General features: G+C 65.0%; 16 protein-coding genes and 1 pseudogene. 14 read left to right on the top strand and 3 right to left on the bottom strand.

What is annotated here, in order from left to right; translation table 11 throughout:
- Nucleotide 1 precedes the first annotated feature (1 nt).
- Both IAG25_RS02685 and IAG25_RS02680 read left to right on the top strand, forming a co-directional pair.
- Entirely contained in the window at nt 2–712 is a 711-nt protein-coding gene (locus IAG25_RS02685) for a DUF3726 domain-containing protein (RefSeq protein ID WP_187603394.1), read from the top strand.
- A complete protein-coding gene (locus tag IAG25_RS02680; protein WP_187603393.1) occupies nt 699–1,121 on the top strand; it encodes a RidA family protein in 423 nt (140 codons plus the stop codon). The genes IAG25_RS02685 and IAG25_RS02680 overlap by 14 nt, the downstream gene beginning before the upstream one ends.
- A gap of 261 nt (nt 1,122–1,382) precedes the next feature.
- On the opposite strand, the gene IAG25_RS02675 is transcribed toward IAG25_RS02680, so the two are convergent.
- Both IAG25_RS02675 and IAG25_RS02670 read right to left on the bottom strand, forming a co-directional pair.
- A complete protein-coding gene (locus IAG25_RS02675) occupies nt 1,383–1,883 on the bottom strand; it encodes a hypothetical protein (RefSeq protein ID WP_222946339.1) in 501 nt (166 codons plus the stop codon).
- 300 nt (nt 1,884–2,183) lie between these two features.
- Nucleotides 2,184–3,269 carry a DUF3616 domain-containing protein gene (locus IAG25_RS02670; protein ID WP_187603392.1) on the bottom strand — a complete coding sequence of 362 codons (1,086 nt, stop codon included), beginning with the start codon at nt 3,267–3,269 and terminating at the stop codon, nt 2,184–2,186.
- Nucleotides 3,270–3,650: 381 nt separating this feature from the next.
- Here IAG25_RS02670 and IAG25_RS02665 point away from each other — a divergent pair, with 381 nt between their 5' ends.
- Nucleotides 3,651–6,659: a caspase family protein gene (locus IAG25_RS02665; RefSeq protein ID WP_187603391.1), complete on the top strand. Its 3,009-nt coding sequence runs from the start codon at nt 3,651–3,653 to the stop codon at nt 6,657–6,659.
- A gap of 1 nt (nt 6,660) precedes the next feature.
- Nucleotides 6,661–8,646 carry a peptidase M4 gene (locus tag IAG25_RS02660; RefSeq protein WP_187603390.1) on the top strand — a complete coding sequence of 662 codons (1,986 nt, stop codon included), beginning with the start codon at nt 6,661–6,663 and terminating at the stop codon, nt 8,644–8,646.
- A gap of 712 nt (nt 8,647–9,358) precedes the next feature.
- On the opposite strand, the pseudogene IAG25_RS41365 reads toward IAG25_RS02660, so the two are convergent.
- Nucleotides 9,359–10,054: pseudogene (locus IAG25_RS41365) on the bottom strand (LysR substrate-binding domain-containing protein).
- Between the two features lie 129 nt (nt 10,055–10,183).
- On the opposite strand from IAG25_RS41365, the gene IAG25_RS02645 reads away from it, so the two are divergent.
- The 10 genes from IAG25_RS02645 to IAG25_RS02600 all read left to right on the top strand — a co-directional run bounded on the left by IAG25_RS02645 (nt 10,184) and on the right by IAG25_RS02600 (nt 24,013).
- Entirely contained in the window at nt 10,184–12,928 is a 2,745-nt protein-coding gene (locus IAG25_RS02645; protein WP_187603387.1) for a LuxR C-terminal-related transcriptional regulator, read from the top strand.
- Between the two features lie 143 nt (nt 12,929–13,071).
- Nucleotides 13,072–14,211, top strand: a complete 1,140-nt coding sequence (locus IAG25_RS02640; protein ID WP_187603386.1) for an acyl-CoA dehydrogenase family protein — start codon at nt 13,072–13,074, stop codon at nt 14,209–14,211.
- Nucleotides 14,212–14,236: 25 nt separating this feature from the next.
- Nucleotides 14,237–15,424 (top strand): lipid-transfer protein, encoded by a 1,188-nt coding sequence (locus tag IAG25_RS02635; protein ID WP_187603385.1) that lies wholly within the window; start codon nt 14,237–14,239, stop codon nt 15,422–15,424.
- 71 nt (nt 15,425–15,495) lie between these two features.
- Nucleotides 15,496–16,431: an SDR family oxidoreductase gene (locus IAG25_RS02630; RefSeq protein ID WP_187603384.1), complete on the top strand. Its 936-nt coding sequence runs from the start codon at nt 15,496–15,498 to the stop codon at nt 16,429–16,431.
- 33 nt (nt 16,432–16,464) lie between these two features.
- The gene (locus tag IAG25_RS02625) at nt 16,465–18,033 is read left to right on the top strand and encodes an acyl-CoA synthetase (protein ID WP_187603383.1); all 1,569 of its coding nucleotides are present in this window, start codon (nt 16,465–16,467) and stop codon (nt 18,031–18,033) included.
- A 42-nt stretch (nt 18,034–18,075) separates the two neighbouring features.
- On the top strand, nt 18,076–19,233 hold the full coding sequence (locus IAG25_RS02620; protein WP_187603382.1) for an acyl-CoA dehydrogenase family protein: 1,158 nt from the start codon (nt 18,076–18,078) through the stop codon (nt 19,231–19,233).
- A complete protein-coding gene (locus tag IAG25_RS02615) occupies nt 19,233–20,261 on the top strand; it encodes an acyl-CoA dehydrogenase (protein WP_309243916.1) in 1,029 nt (342 codons plus the stop codon). Before IAG25_RS02620 ends, IAG25_RS02615 begins: the two co-directional genes overlap by 1 nt.
- A gap of 47 nt (nt 20,262–20,308) precedes the next feature.
- Nucleotides 20,309–21,103 (top strand): crotonase/enoyl-CoA hydratase family protein, encoded by a 795-nt coding sequence (locus IAG25_RS02610; protein ID WP_187603380.1) that lies wholly within the window; start codon nt 20,309–20,311, stop codon nt 21,101–21,103.
- A gap of 58 nt (nt 21,104–21,161) precedes the next feature.
- The gene (locus IAG25_RS02605) at nt 21,162–22,718 is read left to right on the top strand and encodes an acyl-CoA synthetase (protein WP_187603379.1); all 1,557 of its coding nucleotides are present in this window, start codon (nt 21,162–21,164) and stop codon (nt 22,716–22,718) included.
- Nucleotides 22,719–22,852: 134 nt separating this feature from the next.
- A complete protein-coding gene (locus IAG25_RS02600) occupies nt 22,853–24,013 on the top strand; it encodes a CaiB/BaiF CoA transferase family protein (RefSeq protein ID WP_304502652.1) in 1,161 nt (386 codons plus the stop codon).
- Nucleotides 24,014–24,029: the final 16 nt, after the last annotated feature.

Genomic DNA, 24,029 nt, shown 5'->3' with positions numbered 1-24,029 from the left:
GATGAATGAGTTGACGTCGCTGTGCCGCGCGGCGCTGGAAGGCAGCGGATGGGCGCAGGGCGATTACGAGGATGCAGCCGATGCGGCCGTATGGCTTCAGGCCGTAGGCTTTGGCGGTCTGGAAGCGCTTGATGGCATGCTCGGCGCGCAGGCGCGTGAGCAATACACCGTCAAGGGCGCGGCCTGTGGCGAACATCCGGCACGGCAAGCGCCCGGTCTCGCCGGATGCGTGCTGGCGTTCGAGCTTGCATGGGCGAGGGCGACGAAAGACGGCATCGGCGTGGTGCGCGTTTCGGGTGCACTTGCGCCGCGTCTCGCGCTGCATGGTCTGAAGACGATGAGCGGGCGCTCGCGCCGCTTCGATCTTTCGTGGCAAGACGCGGGCGGCTGTCATTTCGCTTGGACGGATGGGCGCAGCCTTTACCCCACCTATCTGGGCTGCAACGCGCGCTCCGGTGCGGCCACTGGAGAGATCGTCGTATGCTGCCGCACGAGCGATGCGATTCCTTCGCCGATCGACGTAGAACCCGGCCTCTCGCACGAGCTTGATCCGGAAGAGTTTGAAGCGCGGCATTACGGAGCGATCTGGAATGGCGTCGATGTAGAGCCCGCGCAACTGGCGCGGCTAGTCGACTGGAAGCGCCGCGTGCTAGTGGCCGAGAGCGAGGCGTCGCGCACGCATGGGGCAGGAGGTTCAGATGACGGCTTCTGACCGGAACGCGCGGGGGGCGCGCAGCGTCAGGCAGATTCACACCGGACTACCGGAGCGCGCCGAGTCGCTCTTCTCCTGGGCGGTCGCGGCGAACGGAACACTCTATACCGCACAAATTCCCGTGAGCGCGGACGGCGCGCTTGTGAGCGGCGGCATCGAGGCACAGACGGAGCAGGTGTTCGCAAACCTGTTCCGGACGCTCGAGGCCGCGGGCGCTACGGCCGGCGACGTCGCTCAGGTGCTCATCTACGTGACGGACCGGGCGTGGCTTCCTTTCGTCAACGCGGTCTGGCTGCGGCATTTTCGGGCGCCGTTTCCAAATCGTGCGTCGTTCGTCGTGGCCGGTCTCGCGCGCGAAGAGATGCTAATCGAGATCGTTGCGTACGCAGGCGTGGGGAACAATGCCTGACTAGATGCGTTGCTGCGGTGTCGATTTGATGTGGCCTGGCTCGGCCAGGACGCGTCATTCGTCGTGGCCCGTCCTTTGGACATTTGGCCGACGTCTTCGCTCGATCAACGGCCGTTAGACCAACGATGTTGATGTATCAACATGTGACCTTGTGGACTGCCGGTATGCCATCCGCAGTCGCACGACATCATGGACTCGACGCCCTCTAGACGAATAATCACGCGTTTTACTACTGTGCTTTTCCCCTGATGCTCTCGCAATCTAATGAGGTTTCAACAAACCGCCGACGATCGAGCCAACCAAGCCGCCCGCCGCGCCAGCCAGCGCCACCCACCAGCGCCGGTCCTTTTGTTCCTCGAGTGCTCGAGAATGAAGATTGACTGCGGTATCGATGAGTGCCTTGATGTCGCTAGAGGAGAGCGGAATGCGAGAAACGCGTTCCGCTTTCCGTTGCTGCGGGAGCGCTGCGTATTCATTAGGTGTAAGCACCCGTTCTTCGTCCACATCGTAACGACGCGGGAATTGACGTCGCCACACCAGCGATGCGCGTTCACGCTCGGAATCAAGGCGAAAGAATTCGGGGTGTTCGAGGAACACGATTTTCCATCTGTCAGCTTGGCGTTTGTCGGCAGTAATTCGGTAGGCCCATTGGTCGAATGGAAGCTTGTAGGACTTGTAGACAGCCATCACTTGAATCGCCGCAATCACGTCTCCCAGTCGGTTGCCATCGGTAAGGTATGGTGAGGAATGCTTTTCAGTCATTTTCATTTCCTCCGATATGGCAAACCCGCTCACGCCCATCGCCGCGGATTTTGAAGGACACGTGTGGCCTTCAAGGGTTGAACGCCAAAATCGAACGCTGTGAGTCCGAACAAGCTGGTCGTTGGCGAACCAGCGTACGTAGCGCCACGTTTCGTCTACCAGCCGCGCGACGCAAACACGAGTCCTAGCGCGAAGGACTACCGGCCTTGGCGTATCCGTCCCGCCGTCCTGAGCCTTTGCGCACTCGGGGCCGCGTGACTACGCTTGGAGTCGTCTCCGGTGGCGCGGCCAGCGAGCGCGTCATTGGGGATAAGCGAAGAGATCGGCTTTGAAATATTCGCCCTCGTGCATCCGGCCGCCCGACGCACTGTCGTACACCACGAGAAGCAGCGGCGCCGCACCATTCTGCTCGAACAGTGTGATGCCTTCCGGGTGATCCACGCGGTCTCCATAAGGCAGGTCGAGCAGCATTTCAAGTTGTCGCCCGTCGATGCACTTGCCCTGTTCATGCCCGAGCGCATCGCGCCAGCGGAAGACGCGCATCGGGCCATCGAGCACCATCGTCGGGCCGGCGAGAATCAGCAGGTCGTTGCCGTGCGCGCACAGATCGCGAATGCCGAGTCCGTCAAGATCGAGAACATGCCGCACGTAATCGCGATCCTTACGGTCCGTCGGTCGAAGCTCAAGCTCGCCGTTGGCGCGGAGGTCCAGCGTGATTTGCAGGATCGTCGCCCAGCCGCGCAACACCGGCCCACGCAAGCCGAGGAAAACGCGGTCGTTCGCCACCGCCATGCCTTCGATGTCCAGGCCGTTGTCCTTCGACGGCAGATCGAGAAACGGCGCATACGTCTTGCTCTTGCGCAATGTCCTGATCAGCGCGTTGTCCTCCTTGTCGAACGGCAAGGCATGCCCCGACGGCGGATGCGCCGCCAGCGCGCGTGCGTCGCCGCGCCGGTCGGAGCGCGTGAAGTCCAAATAACCCAGCAGATAGCGATTGTCCTGACGGCTGATCTTCGAGAGCGCCTTGAAGGCATCGGCGTCGGAGTCGTCGGGACGCGGCTTCTTGCGTCGCAGACTATGCGAGCCGACGAGCCACAGGCGCTCGTTTTTCTTGTCCCATGCAATGCCTTCGAGGTCGATCTCCTCTTGCTCCTTGCCCGGCAAGTCGAACGATCGCGTGAGATCCAGGCTCACGTGATCCTTGTAGTTGGCGTAATCGTCGCTCGTGAGTCTTTCGATCGTGGTCGACTCGTCGCCCGCGACCCACAGCGCGTTGTCGATCTGCTCGACCGCCGAAAGACTTGCGGGCGTCGCGTTCGCATCGGCGCCTTCGAAGTAGAGACGCAATTGTCCTGTCGGACGCGCGGTGATGGTCTCGCCTGGCATGGTGAACCTCGTGTCGTTGTCGATGCGGCGCTGGTGATTTCGAGTTGTCTTTTTGCTTTCCAGCTTAGAAGCTGATCGAAAGGATTCCGGAAAATGAAGCGGCTTATGTGCGCAAGCGCACACGCGTTCCCGGTCGGACGGGTAAGCGATTAATTCAAAGCGCCGAATGCTTCGACCGGTCGGCCAGTCACGACTGTCGACCGCTTTCAAATTGGATAGTCATCCAAATTTAAAGGACGTGGGTTCGCATTTTTGGCCCTTGACTTATGAAAGACGTGTAACTAATTTGAAATGCGCGGCCGATAACCATTACAAATAGATTGCATGAAGCTCGGATGCGGCATGCGATCGCGCGCGTTCCTCACACGTCAGGAGACCGCCATGCCGTCGCGCTTCAAGAGGCTTTCGCTCGCCCAGTTCAACGAGCTGGTCGGGCAGTTCGAGTGGGTCCGTCGCATCAACGCGGTTCACATGCATCACACGTGGAAGCCCTCGCATGCGGACTTCAAGGGCGAATCGACGATCGAGTCGATGTGGAAGTTTCATACACAGACGAACCACTGGTCCGATATCGCACAGCACATCACCATCGATCCGGACGGCATGATCTGGACCGGCCGCAACTGGAACATGCCGCCCGCGAGCGCGGTGGGTCACAACGGCAATGAATCGGCGGGGCCGTTCATGTTCGAGATGATCGGCGACTTCGACGTGGGCCGCGATCCGTTCGAGGGCGCGCAGCGCGACACGGCCATCGGCGTCATCGCGGCCATTCAGGAGCGCTTCGGACTCGCGGCCGAAACGCTCATGTTCCATAACATGATGTCGTCAAAGACTTGTCCGGGCGATTCCATCGATCGCGCCGCGATGATCGCGGCCGTCACGGAAGCGCGCGCGGCGCACGAAACGCGCTCGCGAGGCGCGAACGATCCTTTCCCCGCGCATGCGATTGAGCCGGATGCGGACATCGAAGAAGCGCTGTCCATGCTGCGGCGCGCGCCCTCCACGCTACACGACGACCCCAACGCCGAGCACGGTGACCACGCGCATGCGGCGAGGGAGGACGATCGCTCGCGCGATACCCTCAGGGATCTCACGCCCGACGATCTTCAGGCCATGCGTCCGCACGTCGTCAACCTCACCATGGGGCGCTTTTCGAACGACGGCGAATGGGCCACATCGGCAAGCGATGTCGACGCGATCTTCGACGACCATCTCGTGCAGGCATTGCGCGAACGAGAGGCGGCGTCGGAGCCGTTGCGCGTCGTCGTGTTCTCGCACGGCGGTCTGGTCGACGAGAAAAGTGGTCTGCAGATCGCGCACAAGGCGCTGCAATGGTGGAAGGACAATCACGTCTATCCGCTGTATTTCGTGTGGGAAACGGGCGCGTTCGAGAGCATCGGTCAATTGCTCAGGCGTGCGCGCGACGAGGCGGGAGCATCACGCGATCTCGCGGACTATACGAGCGATCCGATCATAGAAAAAGTGGTGCGCGGCTTGCGCGGTCCGCAGATCTGGGGCGCCATGAAACTGAGCGCGTTGCAGGCGTCCGAGGCCGATGCGGGCGGCGGCTGGTATGTGGCGAAGCGGCTCGCGGCTTTCTGCAAGGACCACGCAGGCAAGGTGGAGGTACATGCGGTCGGACATAGCGCGGGGTCCATTTTCCATAGCTATTTCATTCCGGCGGCGCTCCTCCTTGGCGTGCCGCAGTTCAAGTCGGTGGCGTTTCTCGCGCCCGCCGCGCGCATGGATCTTTTCACGCGCACGCTGCTGCCGCACGTGGGCCAGTCGAACGGCATCGAAAACCTGTCCATCTTCACGATGAGCAAGGACCTCGAGAAGGCCGACAATTGCGCGTTCATCTACCGGAAGTCGCTGCTGTATCTGATTCATCATGCGCTCGAACCGGAGCCGCGCGCGCCGATTCTCGGTCTCGAAGAATCGTTGCGCGCCGAGCCGCAACTCGCGTCGTTCCTGAAGATGCCCGCGTCGCGCGCGTTCAATATCGTCTGGTCGAAGACGGCTACGGGGGCGGGCAGGAGCGCGAGCAGTTCCTACACGCACGGCGGATTCGACGACGACGCGGCCACCATGAACAGCGTCCTGCGCCGCGTGTTGAACAAGAGCGACGCCGATCCCATTACCGACTACGAGCGCATCGTGCCTGCTTCGCGCGAGGCGCAAGTGTGGGGCGCGGACGCGTATCCGTACACCGCGCCCGCCGACGCATCCGCTTCGCGCGTGACGCAGGAGCGGTCGCGGCGCTTCGAGCCGCGTGTCGCGAGCGGGCGCGCGGGGCGGCGGCGTGCGTTGTGCGTGGGCATCAACAGCTATCCGACCGCGCCGCTCAGCGGCTGCGTGGCCGATGCGAAAGCATGGCGCGACGCGCTCATCCGCCTCGGCTTCGAACCGCCGGCGCTGCTGCTCGATCAGCAGGCGACGCGCGCGCAGATCGTGAGCGCGCTCGGCAGTCTCATCGACGGGAGCCGCGCGGGCGATGTCATCGTGTTCCAGTACTCGGGCCACGGCACGCAACTGCCCGATCTGAACGGCGATGAAGAAGGCCCGGACGGCAAGGACGAAGCGATCTGCCCTTACGACTTCGCTAACGGCGCGTTCCTGATCGATGACGACATCGGCGAACTGTGCGACCGGCTTCCGGCGGGTGTCAACCTCACGCTTTTCACGGACTGCTGTCATTCGGGTACGATCTCGCGCTTCGCGGGCGCAGGCCCCAACGGCGGAGTGATAGCGGGGCCGGGCGGGGCACGGGCGCGCTTCGTCATCCCCACGGCGTCGCTGATCGCGGCGCACGAGCGCTTTCGCCGGTCGGGCTCGACGTTCCGCTCGCGCGCGGTTCGTGCGGCGCAGGCCGAGGCGCGCCGCGAGTTGCTGTTCGCCGCGTGTCTTGCCGAAGAAGTGGCGTGGGAGAGCAACGGACACGGCGCATTCACCGACCGCGCAATGCGCGTGCTGTCGGGACCGGGGGCGTCGGGGCTGACGAACGCCGGCTTCGCGCAGCAGATGACCGACGCGTTCGGGCCGAACGCGAACCAGCATCCGCGCCTGTATGCCATGAGCGATGCGCAGGACAACCTTCTCCTGCATCCGCTCGGCGTCGCGCCCGTGAGGTTCGCGAGGCCGCAGGCGTGGGCCACTGGCAACGGGCATGCGAACGGCCGCATCAACGGATACGCGAGCGCGTATCCGCCTGGCAATGGCGCTATCGACGGCAAAGCTAATGGCAATGCGAACAGCGATGTTTTTTCGCCGGACATGCACGACGGCCGCGAGAACGGCGACGGCATCTACGCGGGCGAACTGTATGTGAACCGCGTGATCGGTGCACTGCAGAGCGCGATCGACGAACTGCGGCGCGGGCCCGCCTGAGATGAAGCGCGAGAATATCTCGTCTCCGGCCGCCGGGCCGGCGACGCCGGAGGCTGTCGCGGCGCGCGCGCAGAGCCGCGACAGCGCGCAGCCGATGCGCGCGGTCAACCGGCGTGCGCCGCTCGACGAAGGCCGTCGCGACGGCTACGGCACGCGCTACGGCGTCGGCGCGAACGTGATGCGCACGCAGCCCGTGCCGCCGCTGCGCAAGCCGCAGGAGCCGCTGTACCGGCCGCTCCGCATCTACGCGCTGGACCCTGCGGCCTCGCGTCTCGAAGGGGCGCTCGCCGAGCTGAACGTTCCTTACGAACGGCTCGAACCCGGGCCGGTCGGGCGTCTGCTGCGCGTGGAGGATATCGACGACACGCGCGGCGTGCGTTATCGGCGGCTCGATCTCGACGATCACAATGTGCTGCTCAGGCGCGGGGTCGATCCGTCGCCCGCCGATCCGCGCTTTCATCAGCAAATGGTGTATGCCGTGTGCAGCAATGTACATGCGGCGTTTTGCGCGGCGCTCGGACGGCAGGTTTCATGGGGATTCAAGCGCACGGAAGGCGCCGACCAGCTCATCATCCGGCCGCACGCGTTCGAAAGCGACAACGCGTGGTACGACGAAGTCAACGGCGAGTTGTGCTTCGGCTACTATGCCGCGCGCAACGGGCCGTCCACCGATCGCACGTTGCCCGGCGGATATGTGTTCACCTGCCTGTCGCACGATATCGTCGCGCACGAGATGACGCACGCCTTGCTCGACGGCCTGCGCTCCAGCCTCGCGGTGCCGAGCGGTCCGGATGTCGGCGCGTTTCATGAAGGCTTCGCGGACCTCATCGCGCTGTTTCAACACTTCAGCTATCCGGAAGTGGTGCTCGCGGCGATTCGCGCAAACGGCGCGGACATCGGCAAGGCGCAGTTGCTGACCGATCTCGCGCGCCAGTTCGGGCACAGTCTCGGTCACAAGCAGGCGCTGCGCAGCGCGATCGATGCCGATCCGCCGCGCCAGTACGACCGCCGTCTCGAAGCGCACGAACTCGGCAGCGTGCTGGTCGCCGCCGTGTTCGAGGCCTTTGAGACGGTGTATCGGCGCAAGATCGCGCCCTACCTGCGGCTCGCGACCCACGGCACCGGAATTCTTCCGCCCGGCAACGTGCCCGCCGAACTCGCGCAGATGCTCGCCGAACAGGCGAGCAGGCTCGCGAGCCAGTTTCTCAATGTGCTTATCCGCGCGATCGATTACTGTCCTCCTGTCGACCTGTCGTTCGGCGAATTTCTGCGCGCCGCCGTGACCGCGGATTTCGATCTCGTTCCCGACGACAAGTGGGGCTACCGCGAAGCGCTCATCGATGCGTTCCTGCGCCGCGATATTTATCCGCGCAACGTGAGCAGCCTCTCGGAGGACGCGCTGCTGTGGCGTCCTCCGACCGTTACGCGGGCGTGCATTCGCGAACTGGATTTCGCGCATCTGCGTTTTCGCGGCGATCCGGCGCAACCCGCCGAAGCCGCGGAACTCGTGCGGCAAGCGCACGTGCTTGGCGAATTCGTGTCGCGTCCGGCGCATCGCGCGGACTTCGGCATCATCCCGCCCGGCACGAGCGATGTGAGCGGGCGCCGCATGCACGCGACGCCGGTGCAGGTCGAGTCGATCCGCACCGCGCGACGCATCGGCCCGAACGGGCAGGTGATCTTCGATCTCGTCAGCGAAGTGATTCAGACCTGCGAAGTCGAACCCGGCGCACGCGGGCCGGGCTTCACGATCTACGGCGGATGCACCGTCATTCTTGGCCCTGACGGGGACGTGCGCTATGCCATTTCAAAAAGCGTGCTCGGCGACGGACGCATGCAGCGGAGGGCGGATTATATGGCGTCGTCGCAGGGTGAGGCGTATTGGTCCATCGCGGGTGACCGTTACAAGCAGACGCACCCGCTCTTCCTCGCGCTTCACGGACACGACGCCGAAACGACACCTGCGCGGCCTCCGAAAGGTCGCTAAGGCATCTGAGTACGGCGTTCATGGACCCCATCCCTAGAGGCAGAACATCTTCGGAAAAACCTCCGCTGGCATCGAACTGGGTTTGGTTGCGCGGCGAATTCGGCGGGCAGCGTTTCCGAGGCAGGCTACAACCGCGATTCCGCCATGCCGTATTTAGCGCGCATTGCAATGTTCAGCGTTCACGCAGGCGAATGCGATTGCAGTAGATCGATGTCAATTTCTGCTCAGATCGTCGATCGGCAGCCACGGACATGACCCACGACTGCGGCACGGTGGGCTGCACATGGAGCTGTCCGTTTTGCAGTCAGATGTAAAGCGATCTGCAGGCCCGCCTAGCTGTAGCCTGACCCGCTGTATTTCGTCGCATGGGCTCGGGGAAAGATCGCAGCTCACGGGTGTCCCTTCTGTATCCCGAAGCCGACGTTCATACAAGGAATAGCTGAACGTCTCTTTCGTGTCGGGTTCGGAAGTACCGCCCGAGGTCGCCGATGATGCGCAGCGCTCCTACTGCCATCTCCGGCTACGGCCACTTTCGGCCATCCGATCGAGTGCGCAGACAGACATCCCAACGGCGGCACTGTCCTGGCAACGGTCGTTCCGACGTCGAACTATCCCGTCTCGAAGTCACGACAAACAAGTCCCAGTCTCCGGATTTCGATTCAGCGAGACAAATGTAACGAACTCGATCATGCGTCTCGCACTACTCGACTTTTTAGGACTTCATGAACCGGTCGCGCATCACCTCAAGAAACGCGGTAGCCGGCCTCGGCCGCTGTGCGGTCTGCGGCGCTGCGGCGAAAACCCGTTGTGCAGGCACAGTGGAGTCAAAAGGACAGCAAACGTGCCCGTTCGCGACCAGCGACCGGATCATCTCGACGGAGCGCAATTCCAGCGCAACCGTCGGCGATATGCCAGCTAGCCGGAACAACGAACGAAAATAGTCGCGACTGTGTGGCATGTCGAGGAGGAAGAACGGCTCATCGACCGGGTCATGGATCGTTACGACAACTGGCCTCGCAAGCCGATGACCCTCTGGTAGCAGCACATAGGGTGATTACTCGCCAAACGTGTGAAGTACTACCTGGCGCGCGAGATCCATGTCGTAGATCAGCGCCAGATCTAGCGTGCCCCGTTCCACCTCTTCGACAGGATCACCTTCCCGGATCATCAGCCGAACGTCGGGGTAGTGATTCTGAAAATGCCGGATGATCGGCGGAAGGTGGCGCGCGCCTGGGGTTGCAAAACAGCCAACCGATAATTCTCTTACGACGCTCTCGGTGTCCCGTGCGCCGAGCTGCGTCGCTGTCGCGGCGTTCGCTCGGGCGTTCGAAGCGGCCTTTTTCACAACCTGGGACCGAACATCGCTCCATACGTCGGAGGCAAGCCCGAGATTCGCACCCACCCGCATCGGGTGGGTGACCACAGGTTCGCGTCGAACGACCGCATTGCGAATCTATACTCGTGTCGAACACGCTCCTTCGCGAGCGCAACAGTCGCCTGACTCGACCTACGATCTTCGCCTTTTCGTTTTCCCAGCATGTCCGATTCCGCAGATCATCCAATAGACCGTGACGTCTCGCCCCGACGCTCCGTGGAGGCCGTGACAGGCGGAAGATTGATCCCGCCGCGTTGCGCACGGCAACTCATGCCGCGCGAAGGATTGATGGCGCGGCTTCTCGAAGCGCGCCGGCATCGTTGCGTCGTGGTCCAGGGACCGGCCGGGAGCGCAAAAACCAGCACGATGCTGGCTCTCAGACAGGCGATGCTCACACTGGACTTCGATGTCGCCTGGCTTTCCCTCGCCCCCGAAGACGACGACCTGACTGCGTTCTTCCACGGCCTGCTCGCAAGCCTTGCTACCGTGGACCCGGCGATCGTGCGCGAAGCGGAATTGCTGGTCGGTCGCGAGAGCGACGAGACCGCGGTCGAGCACTGGGTCATCACGCTCGTGCGCGCTATCGGCCGCCGCAAGCGCGAGCTGGTGTTGATGCTCGACGACGTTCACTACCTCCAGAACGCCCGGATCGTCGAAGCCTTGCGCTGGCTGCTGGATTACGCGCCACCGCAGCTTCACGTGGTGCTGGCTTCGCGGCGTTCGTTGCCCCTCTCGCTGGCGCGTCTGCGTTCGCAAGGTCTCGCGATCGAACTCGATCGCCATGATCTGCGCTTTTCAGCCGAGGAATCGGAGCGCTTCCTGCGCGAGCAGCTCGGCGAAATCGCCAGACGCGACGCGCGCGTGGTGCATGAGCTGACCGACGGCTGGGCTGCGGGCCTGCAATTGTTCGCGATCGACCTGAAGACGCGCAAAGGCGCGGCCTTCACGCCGGCGACCGTGCGCGATGCCGAAACCTTCGCTTGTTATTTCGAACGCGAAGTGCTGATCCGACTCGCGTCCGAGGACCTGCTGCTGCTCACTCGTGCGGCGCTTTGCGAGCGATTTTGCGCACCCCTTTGCGCTGGCCTGATGCGGCATCCGGTCACCGTCGCGGATGTCGCCTCGCGGCTCGGTCGTCTGGAAGACGACAATCTGTTCATTACTCAGAGTGGCGTCGGACGGGACGGAGAACCCTGGTATCGCCTGCATCCTCTGCTGCGCGAGGTCCTGCAGCGCCGCGTCGCCGAGCTGCCGCCAGCGGAACTGCGCGAGCTGCACGCGGCGGCGTGGCAGTGGTTCGATGCGCAAGGCCACGTCGACGAAGCCGTGCATCACGCCGTACTGGCGGACAACGCGCAGGCTGCCGGCGATCTCGTCGAAGGATGCGCACACGATCTGCTCGCGCGCGGCGAACTCCGCCAGCTTGCCGGTCTGGTGCGCCGCCTGCCGCCGGCGCAGATCGCGGAGCGCTTCGATCTGCGCGTGATCACCGCGTATCTGCAGATGTACGCCGGTGAAACCGATGCGCTGATGCAGAGCATTCAGCAGATCGCCGCGCATAGCGAGCGACCGGATCCACGTCAGCGCTACGCGCTCGCGCTGCTTCGCGGCGGCCTCGCGCTACAGCGCGACGATACCGATCTGGTCGTGGCGCTATTGCCGGAGTTGCAGCGCGTGCCGCCCAACGCGGACGATTTCACCCGGGTCGCGCGCGGCAATATCCTTTCGTGGATGTTCATCCATCGTGGCGAGCATGAGCAGGCTCGCAAGGTCCTGGAGGAGGGCGCGGCGCATGGCGGCGCGCCGCGCGGCATCCTGCTCGGTCGCTGCATGAGCGGCATGACGCATGCCGCCGAGGGCCGGGTGCTGGTCGCCGAGCGCGTGTTCCGCGACGTGCTGGCGCAGGCGGAAAAGCAGGGCACGGCATACGTCGGTATTGCGTGCATGGCGGCGGCCCTGCTGGGCGAGGCGCTTTACGAACTGAACGACGTCGATGCTTCACTCCGGCTGATGGACGAACGCATCGACGTGCTCGAGCGCGTGTCGATTCCCGATACGGTCCTGCGCGCCCTGACGGTGCTCGCCAGCGCGCACTGGTTCGCGGGACGCCGCCTCGAGGCGCGTGATTGCCTCGAACGGCTCGAGGATCACGCGAAGCGTCATGGTGTGGATCGGCTGCTCGCCAACGCATTGTGTTTGCGCACGCGCTGGCTGCTGGAAGAAGGCCGGCCCGATGAAGCCGAAGCGGCGGTATTGCGCTGCGAAGCGCTGGCGGCGCGCCATGCGGGCGCGGTGCGCAGCACGACGTGGGAAATCAGGGTCTGCGCGGATCTCGCGCGCATTCGCATGTGCCTGCATCTGAACGACTTCGAAGGCGCCATGCGCCGGCTCAAGCCGCTTCACGCATTGTCCGAAGCGGGAGGGCGGTGGTGCCGCGTGGTGGGTTTGCGCTTGCAGATGTCGATTGCGGAAATGGGACGCCGCAACGACGGAGCGGCCCGTGAGCATCTGGTCGAAGCCTTGCGCGTGGGCCACCGGCTGGGGCTGATGCGCAGCCTGCTCGACGAGCTTGGCGAATGCCGGCCCATCCTCGAGCGTCTGCCGCTGGAGGCGGACTTCGACCCCGTACTGGGCTTCTATGCGCAGCGGCTGATCGACGCCGCACAGGCGGCCACGGCTGTCGAACCGCAAACGGCTGCGATGCGCGTGCCGATCCAGTCGCTGAGCGAACGCGAAAACGAAGTGCTGGGTCTGCTCGCGCTAGCACTGCCGAACAAGAAGATCGCGCGCGTGATGGACGTGTCGCTCGACACGGTGAAGTGGCACCTCAAGAACATCTACCGGAAGCTGGAAGTGACCGGTCGCGACGGCGCTGTCGCAAGAATGCGCGACGCGGGCGCGCGCTAGCGCTCGCGCACCTGTCGCCCCCACTCCACGGGGGTAGGCTTGCTCGCTCCTCCCGCCACGCACAATGCGTTCATCAAAGCAGCCAGCCGATCGCGCAACACCGGTCCGCACTGCCAACGCATTCAATCGATAAGGAGCGTGCGGTGGAAGTCAAGCGTAATGTCTATCGCGAGGATCACGAAATGTTGCGCGATACCGCGCGCCGTTTCTTCGAACGCGAGTGCCTGCCGCGTCAGGCTCAGTGGGACGAGGCCGGATGCGTCGATCGCGAGACCTGGCTGAAGGCCGGCCGCGAAGGTCTGCTGTGTGTGACCGTGCCGGAAGAGTATGGCGGGGGCGGTGGCGATTTCGGTCATTCGGCCATCGTCGCGGAAGAGCTGCATCGTGCGGGCGTGTCGGGTTTCAGCTATTCCGTGCATTCCGACATCACCGCGCCGTACATCGTGCGGCTCGGCACGGAAGAACAGAAACGCAAGTGGCTGCCGCCGATCTGCCGCGGCGAAAAGATCCTCGCGATCGCGATGACCGAGCCCGGCACCGGCTCCGATCTGAAATCGATCCGCACGACTGCCGTGCGCGACGGCGACGAGTACATCATCAACGGCAGCAAGACCTTCATTTCGAATGGCCTGAACTGCGACATGGTGGTGGTGGTCTGCAAGACCGATCCGTCGGCGGGTGCGAAGGGCGTGAGTCTCATCATGGTCGAAACCGGGCGCGCGGGTTTTCGCCGTGGCCGCAAGCTGGAGAAAGTGGGCCAGGCCGCCGCCGACACCGCCGAACTCTTCTTCGACGACGTCCGCGTACCGGCGAGCAACCTGATCGGCAACGAGAACGGCGGCTTCATTCACCTCATGGAAGAGCTTCCGCAGGAGCGGCTCATCATCGCGGTGTATTGCGCGGCGAAGCTGGAACGGCAGCTCGAACTGACGCTGCAATACGTGAAGGACCGCCGCGCGTTCAATCAGACCGTGTGGGACTTCCAGAACACCAAATTCAAGCTGGCCGACGTGAAGGCGCAAGCCGTCGCGGTCCGCACGCTGGTCGATTACTACATTCGCGAGCACATGGAGCGCAAGCTCACGCTGCAGGAAGCGGCGATCGCCAAACTCTTCGCGACCGAAGCGATGTGGAAGTGCATCGACGAGATGGTTCAGCTGCACGGCGGCTACGGCTACATGCTGGAGTACCCGATTGCCCGTGCTTTCGCCGACATGCGCGTGACGCGCATCTTCGGCGGCACCAGCGAAGTGTTGCGGGATCTGATCTCGCGCAAGCTTTGAATCCCCTATCTTTCGAGGCAGCAAGATGAGCGAAAAAGTACTGGTGGCGGGCGTCGGCATGATTCAGTTCGCCAAGCCGGGCGCGAGCCGGAGCTACACCGAAATGGGCGCCGAAGCAACCCGCCGCGCGCTGGCCGATGCCGGCATCGCGTACGACCTCGTACAGCAGGCGTTCGCCGGCTACGTGTACGGCGACTCGACCTGCGGACAGACCGCGTTGTACGAAGTGGGCATGACGGGCATTCCGATCGTCAACGTGAATAACAATTGCTCGACGGGTTCCACCGCGCTCTATCTCGCGCGCCAGGCGATCGCCACCGGCGATGCGGACTGCGTGCTGGCGCTCGGATTCGAGCAGATGCAGGCCGGCGCGCTGAAGTCGCACTGGGACGACCGGCCCGTGACGCGTGCGCGCTTCGTGCCGATCATGCACGGCCTGACCGCCGACCTCGCGCATCTGCCGCAGGCGCTGCGCACCTTCGGCGGCGCGGGACGCGAGCATATGCAGCGCTACGGCACCCGTATGGAAACCTTCGCGGCGGTGCGCGCGAAGGCGAGCCGCCACGCGGCGAACAACCCGCTCGCGCTGTTTCGCAAGCAGGTGACGACCGAAGACGTGATGAACGACACGGTGCTGATGCCCGGCGTGATGACGCGTCTGATGGCCTGTCCGCCCACGTGCGGCGGCGCGGCGGCGATCCTCGTCTCCGAGAAATTTGCCCGCAGGCACAACCTGCGCACGGATGTGCAGATCGTTGCGCAAGCGCTGACCACCGATCCGCCCGCTTCGTTCGATCCGCCGTCGATGCTCAACTACGTCGGCACCCATATGACGCGCTCGGCCGCGAACCAGGTCTACGAGAAAGCCGGGATCGGACCGGAAGACATCGACGTATGCGAGCTGCACGACTGCTTCGCGCACAACGAAGTCATCTGCTACGAATCGCTCGGCTTCTGTCCGGAAGGCGGCGCGGAGAAGTTCGTCAGCGACGGCGACAACACGTACGGGGGCAAGGTCGTGGTCAATCCGTCCGGTGGTTTGCTCTCGAAAGGGCATCCGCTGGGCGCGACGGGCCTCGCGCAATGTTACGAGCTGACCCACCAGTTGCGCGGCACCGCCGATCAGCGGCAGGTGCAGGGCGCACGGCATGCGCTTCAGCACAACCTCGGGCTCGGCGGCGCGTGCGTGGTGACCTTGTACGGCAAGCACTGAACCTTGGGCACGGAAGGCGCCACGGCGCGCCTCGTGCAAACCCGGATCGCAAACAGCATTGAGGATTACCCATGCAGCAGCTTTGCAAGGACCGCGTCGTCATCATCACCGGGGCCGGGCGCGGCCTCGGACGCGAATACGCTCTGGAGTTCGCCCGGCAGGGTGCGAAGGTCGTCGTCAACGATCTCGGCGGCCACGGTGATGGCTCCGGCGCCGCGAGCGGCCCCGCGCTCGACGTGGTCGCCGAAATCGAAGCGCTCGGCGGCCACGCTGTCGCGAACTTCGATGACGTCGCCGACTGGAACGGCGCAAGACGCATGATCGACACGGCCATTTCCGCCTTCGGCGGACTCGACGTGCTGGTCAACAACGCCGGCATTCTGCGCGACCGCACGCTCGCCAACATGAGCGAAGAAGACTGGGACGCGGTGATTCGCGTGCATCTGCGCGGCACCTTTGCGCCCTCGCGCCACGCCGCCGCATACTGGCGCGACGAGGCGAAGGCGGGTCGCGCGCGGGTGGCGCGGCTCATCAATACGAGTTCGTCGTCGGGGCTGTACTGCAATCCGGGGCAGGCCAACTACGGCGCGGCGAAGGCGGGCATCGCGGCGATGTCGGTGATTGCGGCGCGCGAGCTCGAGCGCTACGGCGTGACCGTGAACGCGATCTATCCCACCGCGATGAGCCGCCTCACCGAGGACATCTTCGCGGCCCGGCGCGACGAATTCACCGCAGGCGCCGCGCCCGGTTTCGATCCGCTCGATGCGAGCAACGTCGCGCCGCTGGTCGCATGGCTTGGCAGCGATGCATCGAGCGGCGTCACCGGACGCGTGTTCGGCGTGCGCGGCGGCCGTATCACGATGGCCGAAGGCTGGAGCGCCGGTCCGCGCATCGAAAAGCACGGGCGCTGGGATGCGGCCGAACTCGGCGCGCTGATACCGGAACTGGTGGAACGGGCCGCGCCGAACGCGCTGACCTCCGGCGAAATTCCGGCAGCGATGGCGTAAGCGTCCGAACCGTCTCGAATCGCAGGAGCGTGGATGAGCAAACTCCCGAAGTACCTCGGCGACCATGCGGAGCTGACGCCCGGCAAGCCCGCGGCAATCAACAGCACCACCGGCGACGTGCTGACCTACCGCGAACTCGATGAGCGTTCCAATCGCTTCGCGCAGTGTCTGTACGCGATCGGCCTGCGGCGCGGCGACCACATCGCGATGGTGCTCGAGAACAACATGCGCTGCTTCGAAGTGTGCTGGGCGGCGTTGCGTTCGGGCCTGCTGATCACTCCGGTCAACCGCTTCCTGACTGCGCCGGAGGCGGCCGGCATCATCGCGGACAGCGACGCGCGCGTCGTGGTCAGCTCGTATGCGATGCGTGAGCTCGCAGCCGAACTGACCGGCATGATGCCGACCTGCGGCCTGCGGCTGATGATCGACGGCACCATCGCCGGCTGGGACAGCTACGAAGCGGTGATCGACCGTTATCCGCCGACGCGGCTCGACGACGAATGGCTAGGCGCGACCATGATCTACAGCTCGGGCACGACCGGCCGCCCGAAGGGCATCATTCGCGCGCAGCCGCAAGGGCGCGTCTCGGAAGGGTCTGGCTCCGCGCGCCGCCCGCAGTTCGAGCGTTATGGCTTCGATGCGCAGACGGTGTATCTGTCTCCGGCGCCGCTCTATCACACCGCGCCGCTCGGCTACGGGCTGGAGACGCAGTTCGGCGGCGGCACTGTCGTGTTCATGGAGAAGTTCGATCCGCTCGACGCATTGCGGGCGATCGAGCGTTATCGCGTCACGCACAGCCAGTGGGTGCCGACCATGCTGATCCGCCTGCTGAAACTCGGCCCGGCATTGCGCAATGGCTTCGACCTGTCGAGTCATCGGGTGGCGATCCACGCAGCCGCGCCGTGCCCGCAGGAGATCAAGCGGCAGATGATCGACTGGTGGGGGCCGATCATCGAGGAGTATTACTCGTCCACCGAAGGCAATGGCGTGACCACGCTGAATACCGAAGAGTGGCTCGCGCATCCGGGCTCGGTCGGGCGCGCGTTGCTCGGGGTCATCCATATCTGCGACGACGAGGGTAACGAATTGCCGGCGGGCGAAGACGGGCTCGTCTACTTCGAACGTGACCAGTTGCCTTTTCATTACCACAAAGATCCGGACAAGACCCGTGCCGCACAGCACCCGCGTCATCCGGCGTGGACGGCGGTCGGCGACATCGGTCATGTCGATGGCGACGGTTATCTGTATCTCACCGACCGCAAGGCGTTCATGATCATTTCGGGCGGCGTCAACATCTACCCGCAAGCGATCGAAGACGCGCTCGCCGTGCATCCCGACGTGCAGGACGCGGCCGTGATCGGCGTGCCCGACGCCGAGATGGGCGAGCAGGTCAAGGCGATCGTCGAACCGGCGCCTGGCGTCGTGCCATCGGACGCGCTCGCGCAAGCGCTGCTGGCTTATCTGCGCACGCGCGTCGCGCGCTACATGCTGCCGCGCTCGATCGACTTCATCGACACGATGCCGCGCCTGCCCACCGGGAAACTGTACAAGCAGGCTCTGCGCGCGCGCTACGCCGGACAGGCGGGACACGCGCAGTCATAGCGGCCCGCGCAACGGCGACCACAAAAAAATCTGGAGTGAGACGTGAACAACCTGCTGGATGCTTTCCACCTGACGGCGCTGCCCGCCGAGGCCGAAGCTTTTCGCGCGCAAGTGAAGCAGTTTCTCGATGAACACCTGCCGCCTGCGCCGGCCGACGTTCGCGCGCGCTCGTGGATGGGCTTCGACGCGGAGTTCAGCCGGCGCCTCGCCGCGCGCGGCTGGATCGGACTGACACTGCCGACGGGCTACGGCGGCGCGGGCATGGATGCGTTCCGCCGCTTCGTGCTGGTGGAGGAAATGCTGGCCGCGGGTGCGCCCGTCGCCGCGCACTGGATTGCCGACCGTCAAAGCGGCCCGCTGATCCTGCGCTACGGCACCGAGGCGCAGAAGGACTTCTACTTGCCGCGCATCTGTGCCGCGCGCGCGTTCTTCTGCATCGGCATGAGCGAGCCCGACGCGGGCTCCGATCTCGCGAGCGTGCGCACGCGCGCGGTGCGCTGCGACGGCGGCTGGCGTCTCACCGGGCGCAAGATCTGGACGACCAACGCGCAGCATTGCCAGTACATGATCGCGCTCGTGCGCTCGTCGGGTGCGCCGGAAGACCGGCAGAAGGGGCTGTCGCAATTCATCGTCGATCTGTCGTTGCCTGGCGTTCATGTGCGGCCGATCGTCGATCTCGCCGGCGACGCGCACTTCTCCGAGGTGACATTCGACGACGTCCTGCTCGCCGACGATGCGCTGATCGGCGACGAAGGCGCGGGCTGGGAGCAGGTGACGGCCGAGCTTGCGTTCGAACGAAGCGGACCGGAGCGGCTCTATTCGAGCGTCGTGCTGCTCGACTGCTGGCGCGAGCAGTTGCGCCGCCACGGCGCCAGCGACGCCGAGCTTGCGCTGCTCGGCGGCTTCGCGACGCAACTGGCCACGTTGCGCTGTCTGTCGATCGCGGTCACGGCGCGGCTCGCGCGCGGCGAGAGCCCGGTGATCGAGGCGGCGCTCGTCAAGGATATCGGCACCGGGTTCGAACAGGCCATTCCCGCGCAACTTGAAGCCGTGCTTGGCGCGAACCCCGCGCAGACCGTCGATCCCGAGCTCTATCGCACGGTGGCGTACCTCAGCCAGATTTCGCCGACGTTTTCGCTGCGTGGCGGCACGCGCGAGGTGCTGCGCGGCATGATCGCGCGCGGACTCGGATTGCGCTAATCCTACGGACCACGAAAGAGACCTGCATGTTCACCGAAGCCATTGAAGCTATTCTGCGCGACCGCGCCACATCCGAAGCGGTACGCGCAATCGAAAACGGCGGCTCGGCCGAGTCGATCTGGAGCGCCTTCGAGGAAGCCGGATTTCTGGAATTGCTGACGCCGGAAAGCGCAGGCGGCGCCGGATTGTCACTGTCGGCGATCGAGCCGATTTTCACAGCCTTTGGACGCCATGCGGTGCCGGTTCCGCTCGCACAGAGCATCGCGGCGCGAGCGTTGTTGCGCGACACCGGCGTGACGGCCCCGGCCGGAATGACGACGCTCGCCGGTAACTGCCGGCGTCACGCGGACGGCTCACTGGAAGCGCCGCAGGTGCCGTTCGGCATGATCTGCGATCAGGTGCTCGCCAACGTCGACGGCAATCTGCTGTTGCTCGACGCGACGCGTGCCGGGCGCGAGCCGGACGGCGTGCACGGAAGCTCTTGCGGCACGCTTCGCTGGCGCCCGGACGCCGTTCCCGCATCGCTCGGTTCGAACGGCGACGAGGTGCTGCTCTTCAGCGCGGCGATTCATGCGGCCGCTATCGCCGGCGCGATGGATCGCGTGTTCGCGATGACGCTCCAGTACTGCAACGATCGCTCGCAGTTCGGCAAATCGATCGGCAAGTTCCAGGCGGTCCAGCATCAGTTGAGCGTGATGGCCCAGCACGTGGCGTCGGCCGGAATGGCATCGGCGCTGGCGTTCTGCGGCCCGGGCGCTGTCCCCGGACGGCTCGCGACGGCGATCGCCAAGGCGCGCACCAGCATGGCGGTGCCGTTGATCGCATCGACGGCGCACGCGCTGCATGGCGCGATCGGGGTCACCGCCGAATACGATCTCCAGCTCTATACGCGCAGGTTGCACGAATGGCGTATCGCGGATGGCTCGGAGACTTTCTGGAACCGCATGGTGGGAAGCGCGGCGCTCGCGCGGGAGCACGGCACGATCGTGGATTTCGCACGCACCGCGCCGTATGACGTCGCCGCCTGAGCGCACGCACGGGCACCTTTACAGCAGCGTAGACGATTAGACATCCTATGAATCACTTTCTGAGCTACGAGCAGGACCAGCACATCGTCACGCTGACGATGAACGAACCGGAGCGGCGCAATCCGCTCACCGGCAACACGGCGGTGGCGGAGTTGCTGGCGGCGATCGGAAGGATCGAAGCCGACCGTTCAGTGCGTGCCGTGATTCTGACGGGCGCCGGCACGGCGTTCTCGTCGGGCGGCAATATCCACGACATGGAGCGGCACGCGTCGAACAGCATGCCCGGCATGGAGATTCGCCAGGACTACCGGCACGGCATTCAGCAACTGCCCCTGGCGCTGTTCAATCTGGAAGTGCCGGTCATTGCCGCCGTCAACGGCGCGGCGATCGGCGCGGGGCTCGATCTCGCGTGCATGTGCGATATCCGCATCGCGTCCGAGCGCGCGAAGTTCGCGGAGAGCTTCGTCAGACTGGGCATCATCCCCGGCGACGGCGGCGCGTGGCTGCTGCCGCGCATCGTCGGTCTGTCGCGCGCGGCGGAGCTGACCTTCACCGGCCAGACGATCGACGCGCAACAGGCGCTCGACTGGAATCTGGTGTCCCGTGTCGTGCCGCACGACGCGCTGCTCGCGACCGCCCAAGGTCTCGCGCAAGCGATCGCCGCCAACCCGCCCCACGCGGTGCGGCTCGCGAAACGGCTGCTGCGCGAAGGCATGCACTGCCGCCTGGATACGCTGCTGGAAATGTCGGCGGCGTATCAGGCGCTCTCGCATCAGACTGCCGATCATCGCGAAGCCGTTGCTGCATTCATCGAGAAACGGTCACCGGCATTCCACGGATAGAGCGGTTGCGGATCATCCGGCGCGCCGCTTGCGCTCAAACACGGCAGGAAGACAACGCATGTATCTGACCCAGGGCCTGCATCGCTCGCTGCAGCAGAATCCGGATCGGCTGGCGATCACGTTCAAGGAGCGCCGGCGCACGTTCCGCGATTTCGCGGATCATGTCGCGCGCCTCGCCGCCGCGTTGCGCGGCCTCGGCATGGCGGAAGGCGACCGGGTCGGCATGCTCGCGCTCAATTCGGACCGCTACCTCGAATACGTGATGGGCGTGTGGTGGGGCGGAGGCGTGCTCAATCCGGTCAACACCCGCTGGAGCGCGCCGGAGATCGCCTATTCGCTGGATGATTGCGACACCCGCATCCTGATCGTCGATGACCATTTCGTCGATACGGCCCGCGCCGTGTGCGTGCTTGCCCGCACGACGCCGATCCTGATCCACGCGGGCGACGGCGCGGCGCCCGCCGGCATGCTTTCGTTCGACGCGCTGATCGCGGCCGCGTCGCCGCTGCCGGACGCCGGCCGGGGCGGCGAGGACCTTGCGTGCATCATGTACACCGGCGGCACGACCGGCTTTCCGAAAGGCGTGATGCAGACGCATCTGAACATGTGGTCCTCGTGCATCATGCGGATCGCCGAGTCAGCGCCATTGCCCGACAGCGCGGTTTTGCACGCGGCGCCTTTCTTCCATGCGGCAGGACTCGGCCGCGCGCTCGTGCAGTTCATGGCCGGCGAGGCGCACGTCATCATTCCCGCCTTCGATGCCGGCGACGTGCTCGACGCGATCGGCACGCAGCGCGTGAGCGAAACGCTGCTCGTGCCGACCATGATCCAGTCGCTGCTCGATCATCCTGACTTCGTCCGCACCGATCTGAGCAGCCTGAAGCGGCTGACCTACGGTGCCTCGCCGATCCCCGAAGCGCTGCTCGACCGGGTGATCGCGTCGCTGCCCGGCGTCGAGCTCGCGCATTCATACGGGATGACGGAGGCGTGTCCGAGCATTTCGGCGAACCCGCCGTCGAACCACGACGAGGCGGGGCGCCGGAGCGGCCTGTACCGCTCGATCGGTCGCGGCCTGCCGGGCCTGATGGTGAAAGTGGTCGATGTGCACGGCGAAGAAGTGCCGCGCGGTACGGTCGGCGAGATCGCCGTGCGCGGGCCGAACGTGATGGCGGGCTACTGGAAAAAGCCCGACGAAACCGCGCAGGCCGTGCGCGACGGGTGGCTGCACACCGGCGACGGCGCCTACATGGACGCGCAGGGTTATCTCTACATCGTGGATCGCATCAAGGACATGATCGTCAGCGGTGGCGAGAACGTCTATTCCGCCGAAGTGGAGAACGTGATCGTCCGTCATCCGGCGGTCGCCGCGTGCGCGGTCATCGGAATTCCGCATGACATCTGGGGCGAGGCCGTGCACGCGGTGATCGTGCGCAAGCCAGGCGCGACGCTCGCCGAAGAAGAGGTGCGCGAGCATTGCCGGCAGGCGATCGCAGGCTACAAATGCCCGAAGACGGTCGAGTTCCGCGATCGATTGCCGTTGTCGGGCGCGGGCAAGGTTCTGAAGCGCGAAATTCGCGCGCCGTACTGGGCGCAGAAGACGCGCGCGGGCAACTAGCGCGCCTCGCCACTCCGCCCGGGTGGTCCGGTCTGCCGCTTTTTCTGGCTTACTTCCATTCAGGCAATGTCTGACAAGAGATCATCGACGGCGAAGGCGCTTCGCCGCGATACAAAACGGAACGTGGAGGGATGATGGGTGTTTTAAGCGGTATTCGCGTGCTGGAATTCGAAGCCATTGGACCGGGACCGTTCGGCGCCATGTTGCTCGCCGACATGGGCGCCGACGTATTGCGTATCGACAGGCCGCTCGCGCCTCAGGACCTGGGGCCGAAGACCAATGGCAAGCGTGCGGACGTCACGGGGCGCGGCCGCCGCTCGGTCACGCTCGATCTGAAAGAGCCCCGGGCGGCCGAAGCCGCGCTCGATCTGATGGCGCGCGCCGATGTGGTGATCGAAGGATTTCGCCCCGGCACGATGGAGCGGCTCGGGCTCGGACCGCAAGCCGCCCTGGCGCGCAATCCGCGTCTCGTCTACGGCCGCATGACGGGTTGGGGGCAGACGGGTCCGCTCGCGCAGCGCGCGGGTCACGACCTCAACTACATCGCGCTGTCGGGCGTGCTGTCGGGCATCGGCCGCGCCGACGGTCCGCCCGTGCCGCCGCTCAACCTCGTGGGCGATTACGGCGGTGGCGGCATGCTGCTGGCGCTGGGCGTGGTGGCGGCGCTGTTCAACGTTCAGCGCGGCGGCGAGGGCCAGGTCGTCGATGCCGCGATGATCGAGGGCGCGGCGCAACTGGGTTCGGTGATCTGGGGCCTGCTCGCATCGGGCAACTGGCGGGAAGAGCGCGAGAGCAATCTGCTGGATGGCGGCACGCCCTGGTATGACAGCTATCGCACGCGCGATGGCGGGTACATGTCGGTGGGCGCGGTCGAAGCGCGTTTCTATGCGGAGTTGCTGTCGAAGCTCGGTCTTGCGGACGCGGGTCTGCCCGCACAGCACGACCGGAGCGGCTGGCCGGTGCTGCGCGAACGTTTTGCAGCGGCGTTTCTCACGCGCACGCGCGACGAATGGTGCGCCGTGTTCGAAGGCAGCGACGCGTGTGTCGCGCCGGTGCTGAGCTTCTCGGAAGCGCCGGCGCATCCGCAGCATCGTGCTCGCGGGAGCTTCGTCGAAGTGGCGGGCGTGGTTCAGCCCGCGCCTGCGCCGCGCTTTTCGGCGACGCCGTCGACGATCGCGAAGCCCGCGCCGGAGCGCGGCGAACATGGGCTCGCCGCATTGCGCGACTGGGGCTTCGACGAGGCCGCGGTCGAACGAATGCGCGAACACGGCCTGGGTTATAAGCCTGAAGCGTGAGCCTGTTCGACGCGTT

Source organism: Caballeronia sp. EK (assembly GCF_014384845.1).
In the GTDB taxonomy this organism is placed as follows: domain Bacteria; phylum Pseudomonadota; class Gammaproteobacteria; order Burkholderiales; family Burkholderiaceae; genus Caballeronia; species Caballeronia jiangsuensis.
This window is presented reverse-complemented; position numbering and strand designations above follow the sequence as displayed.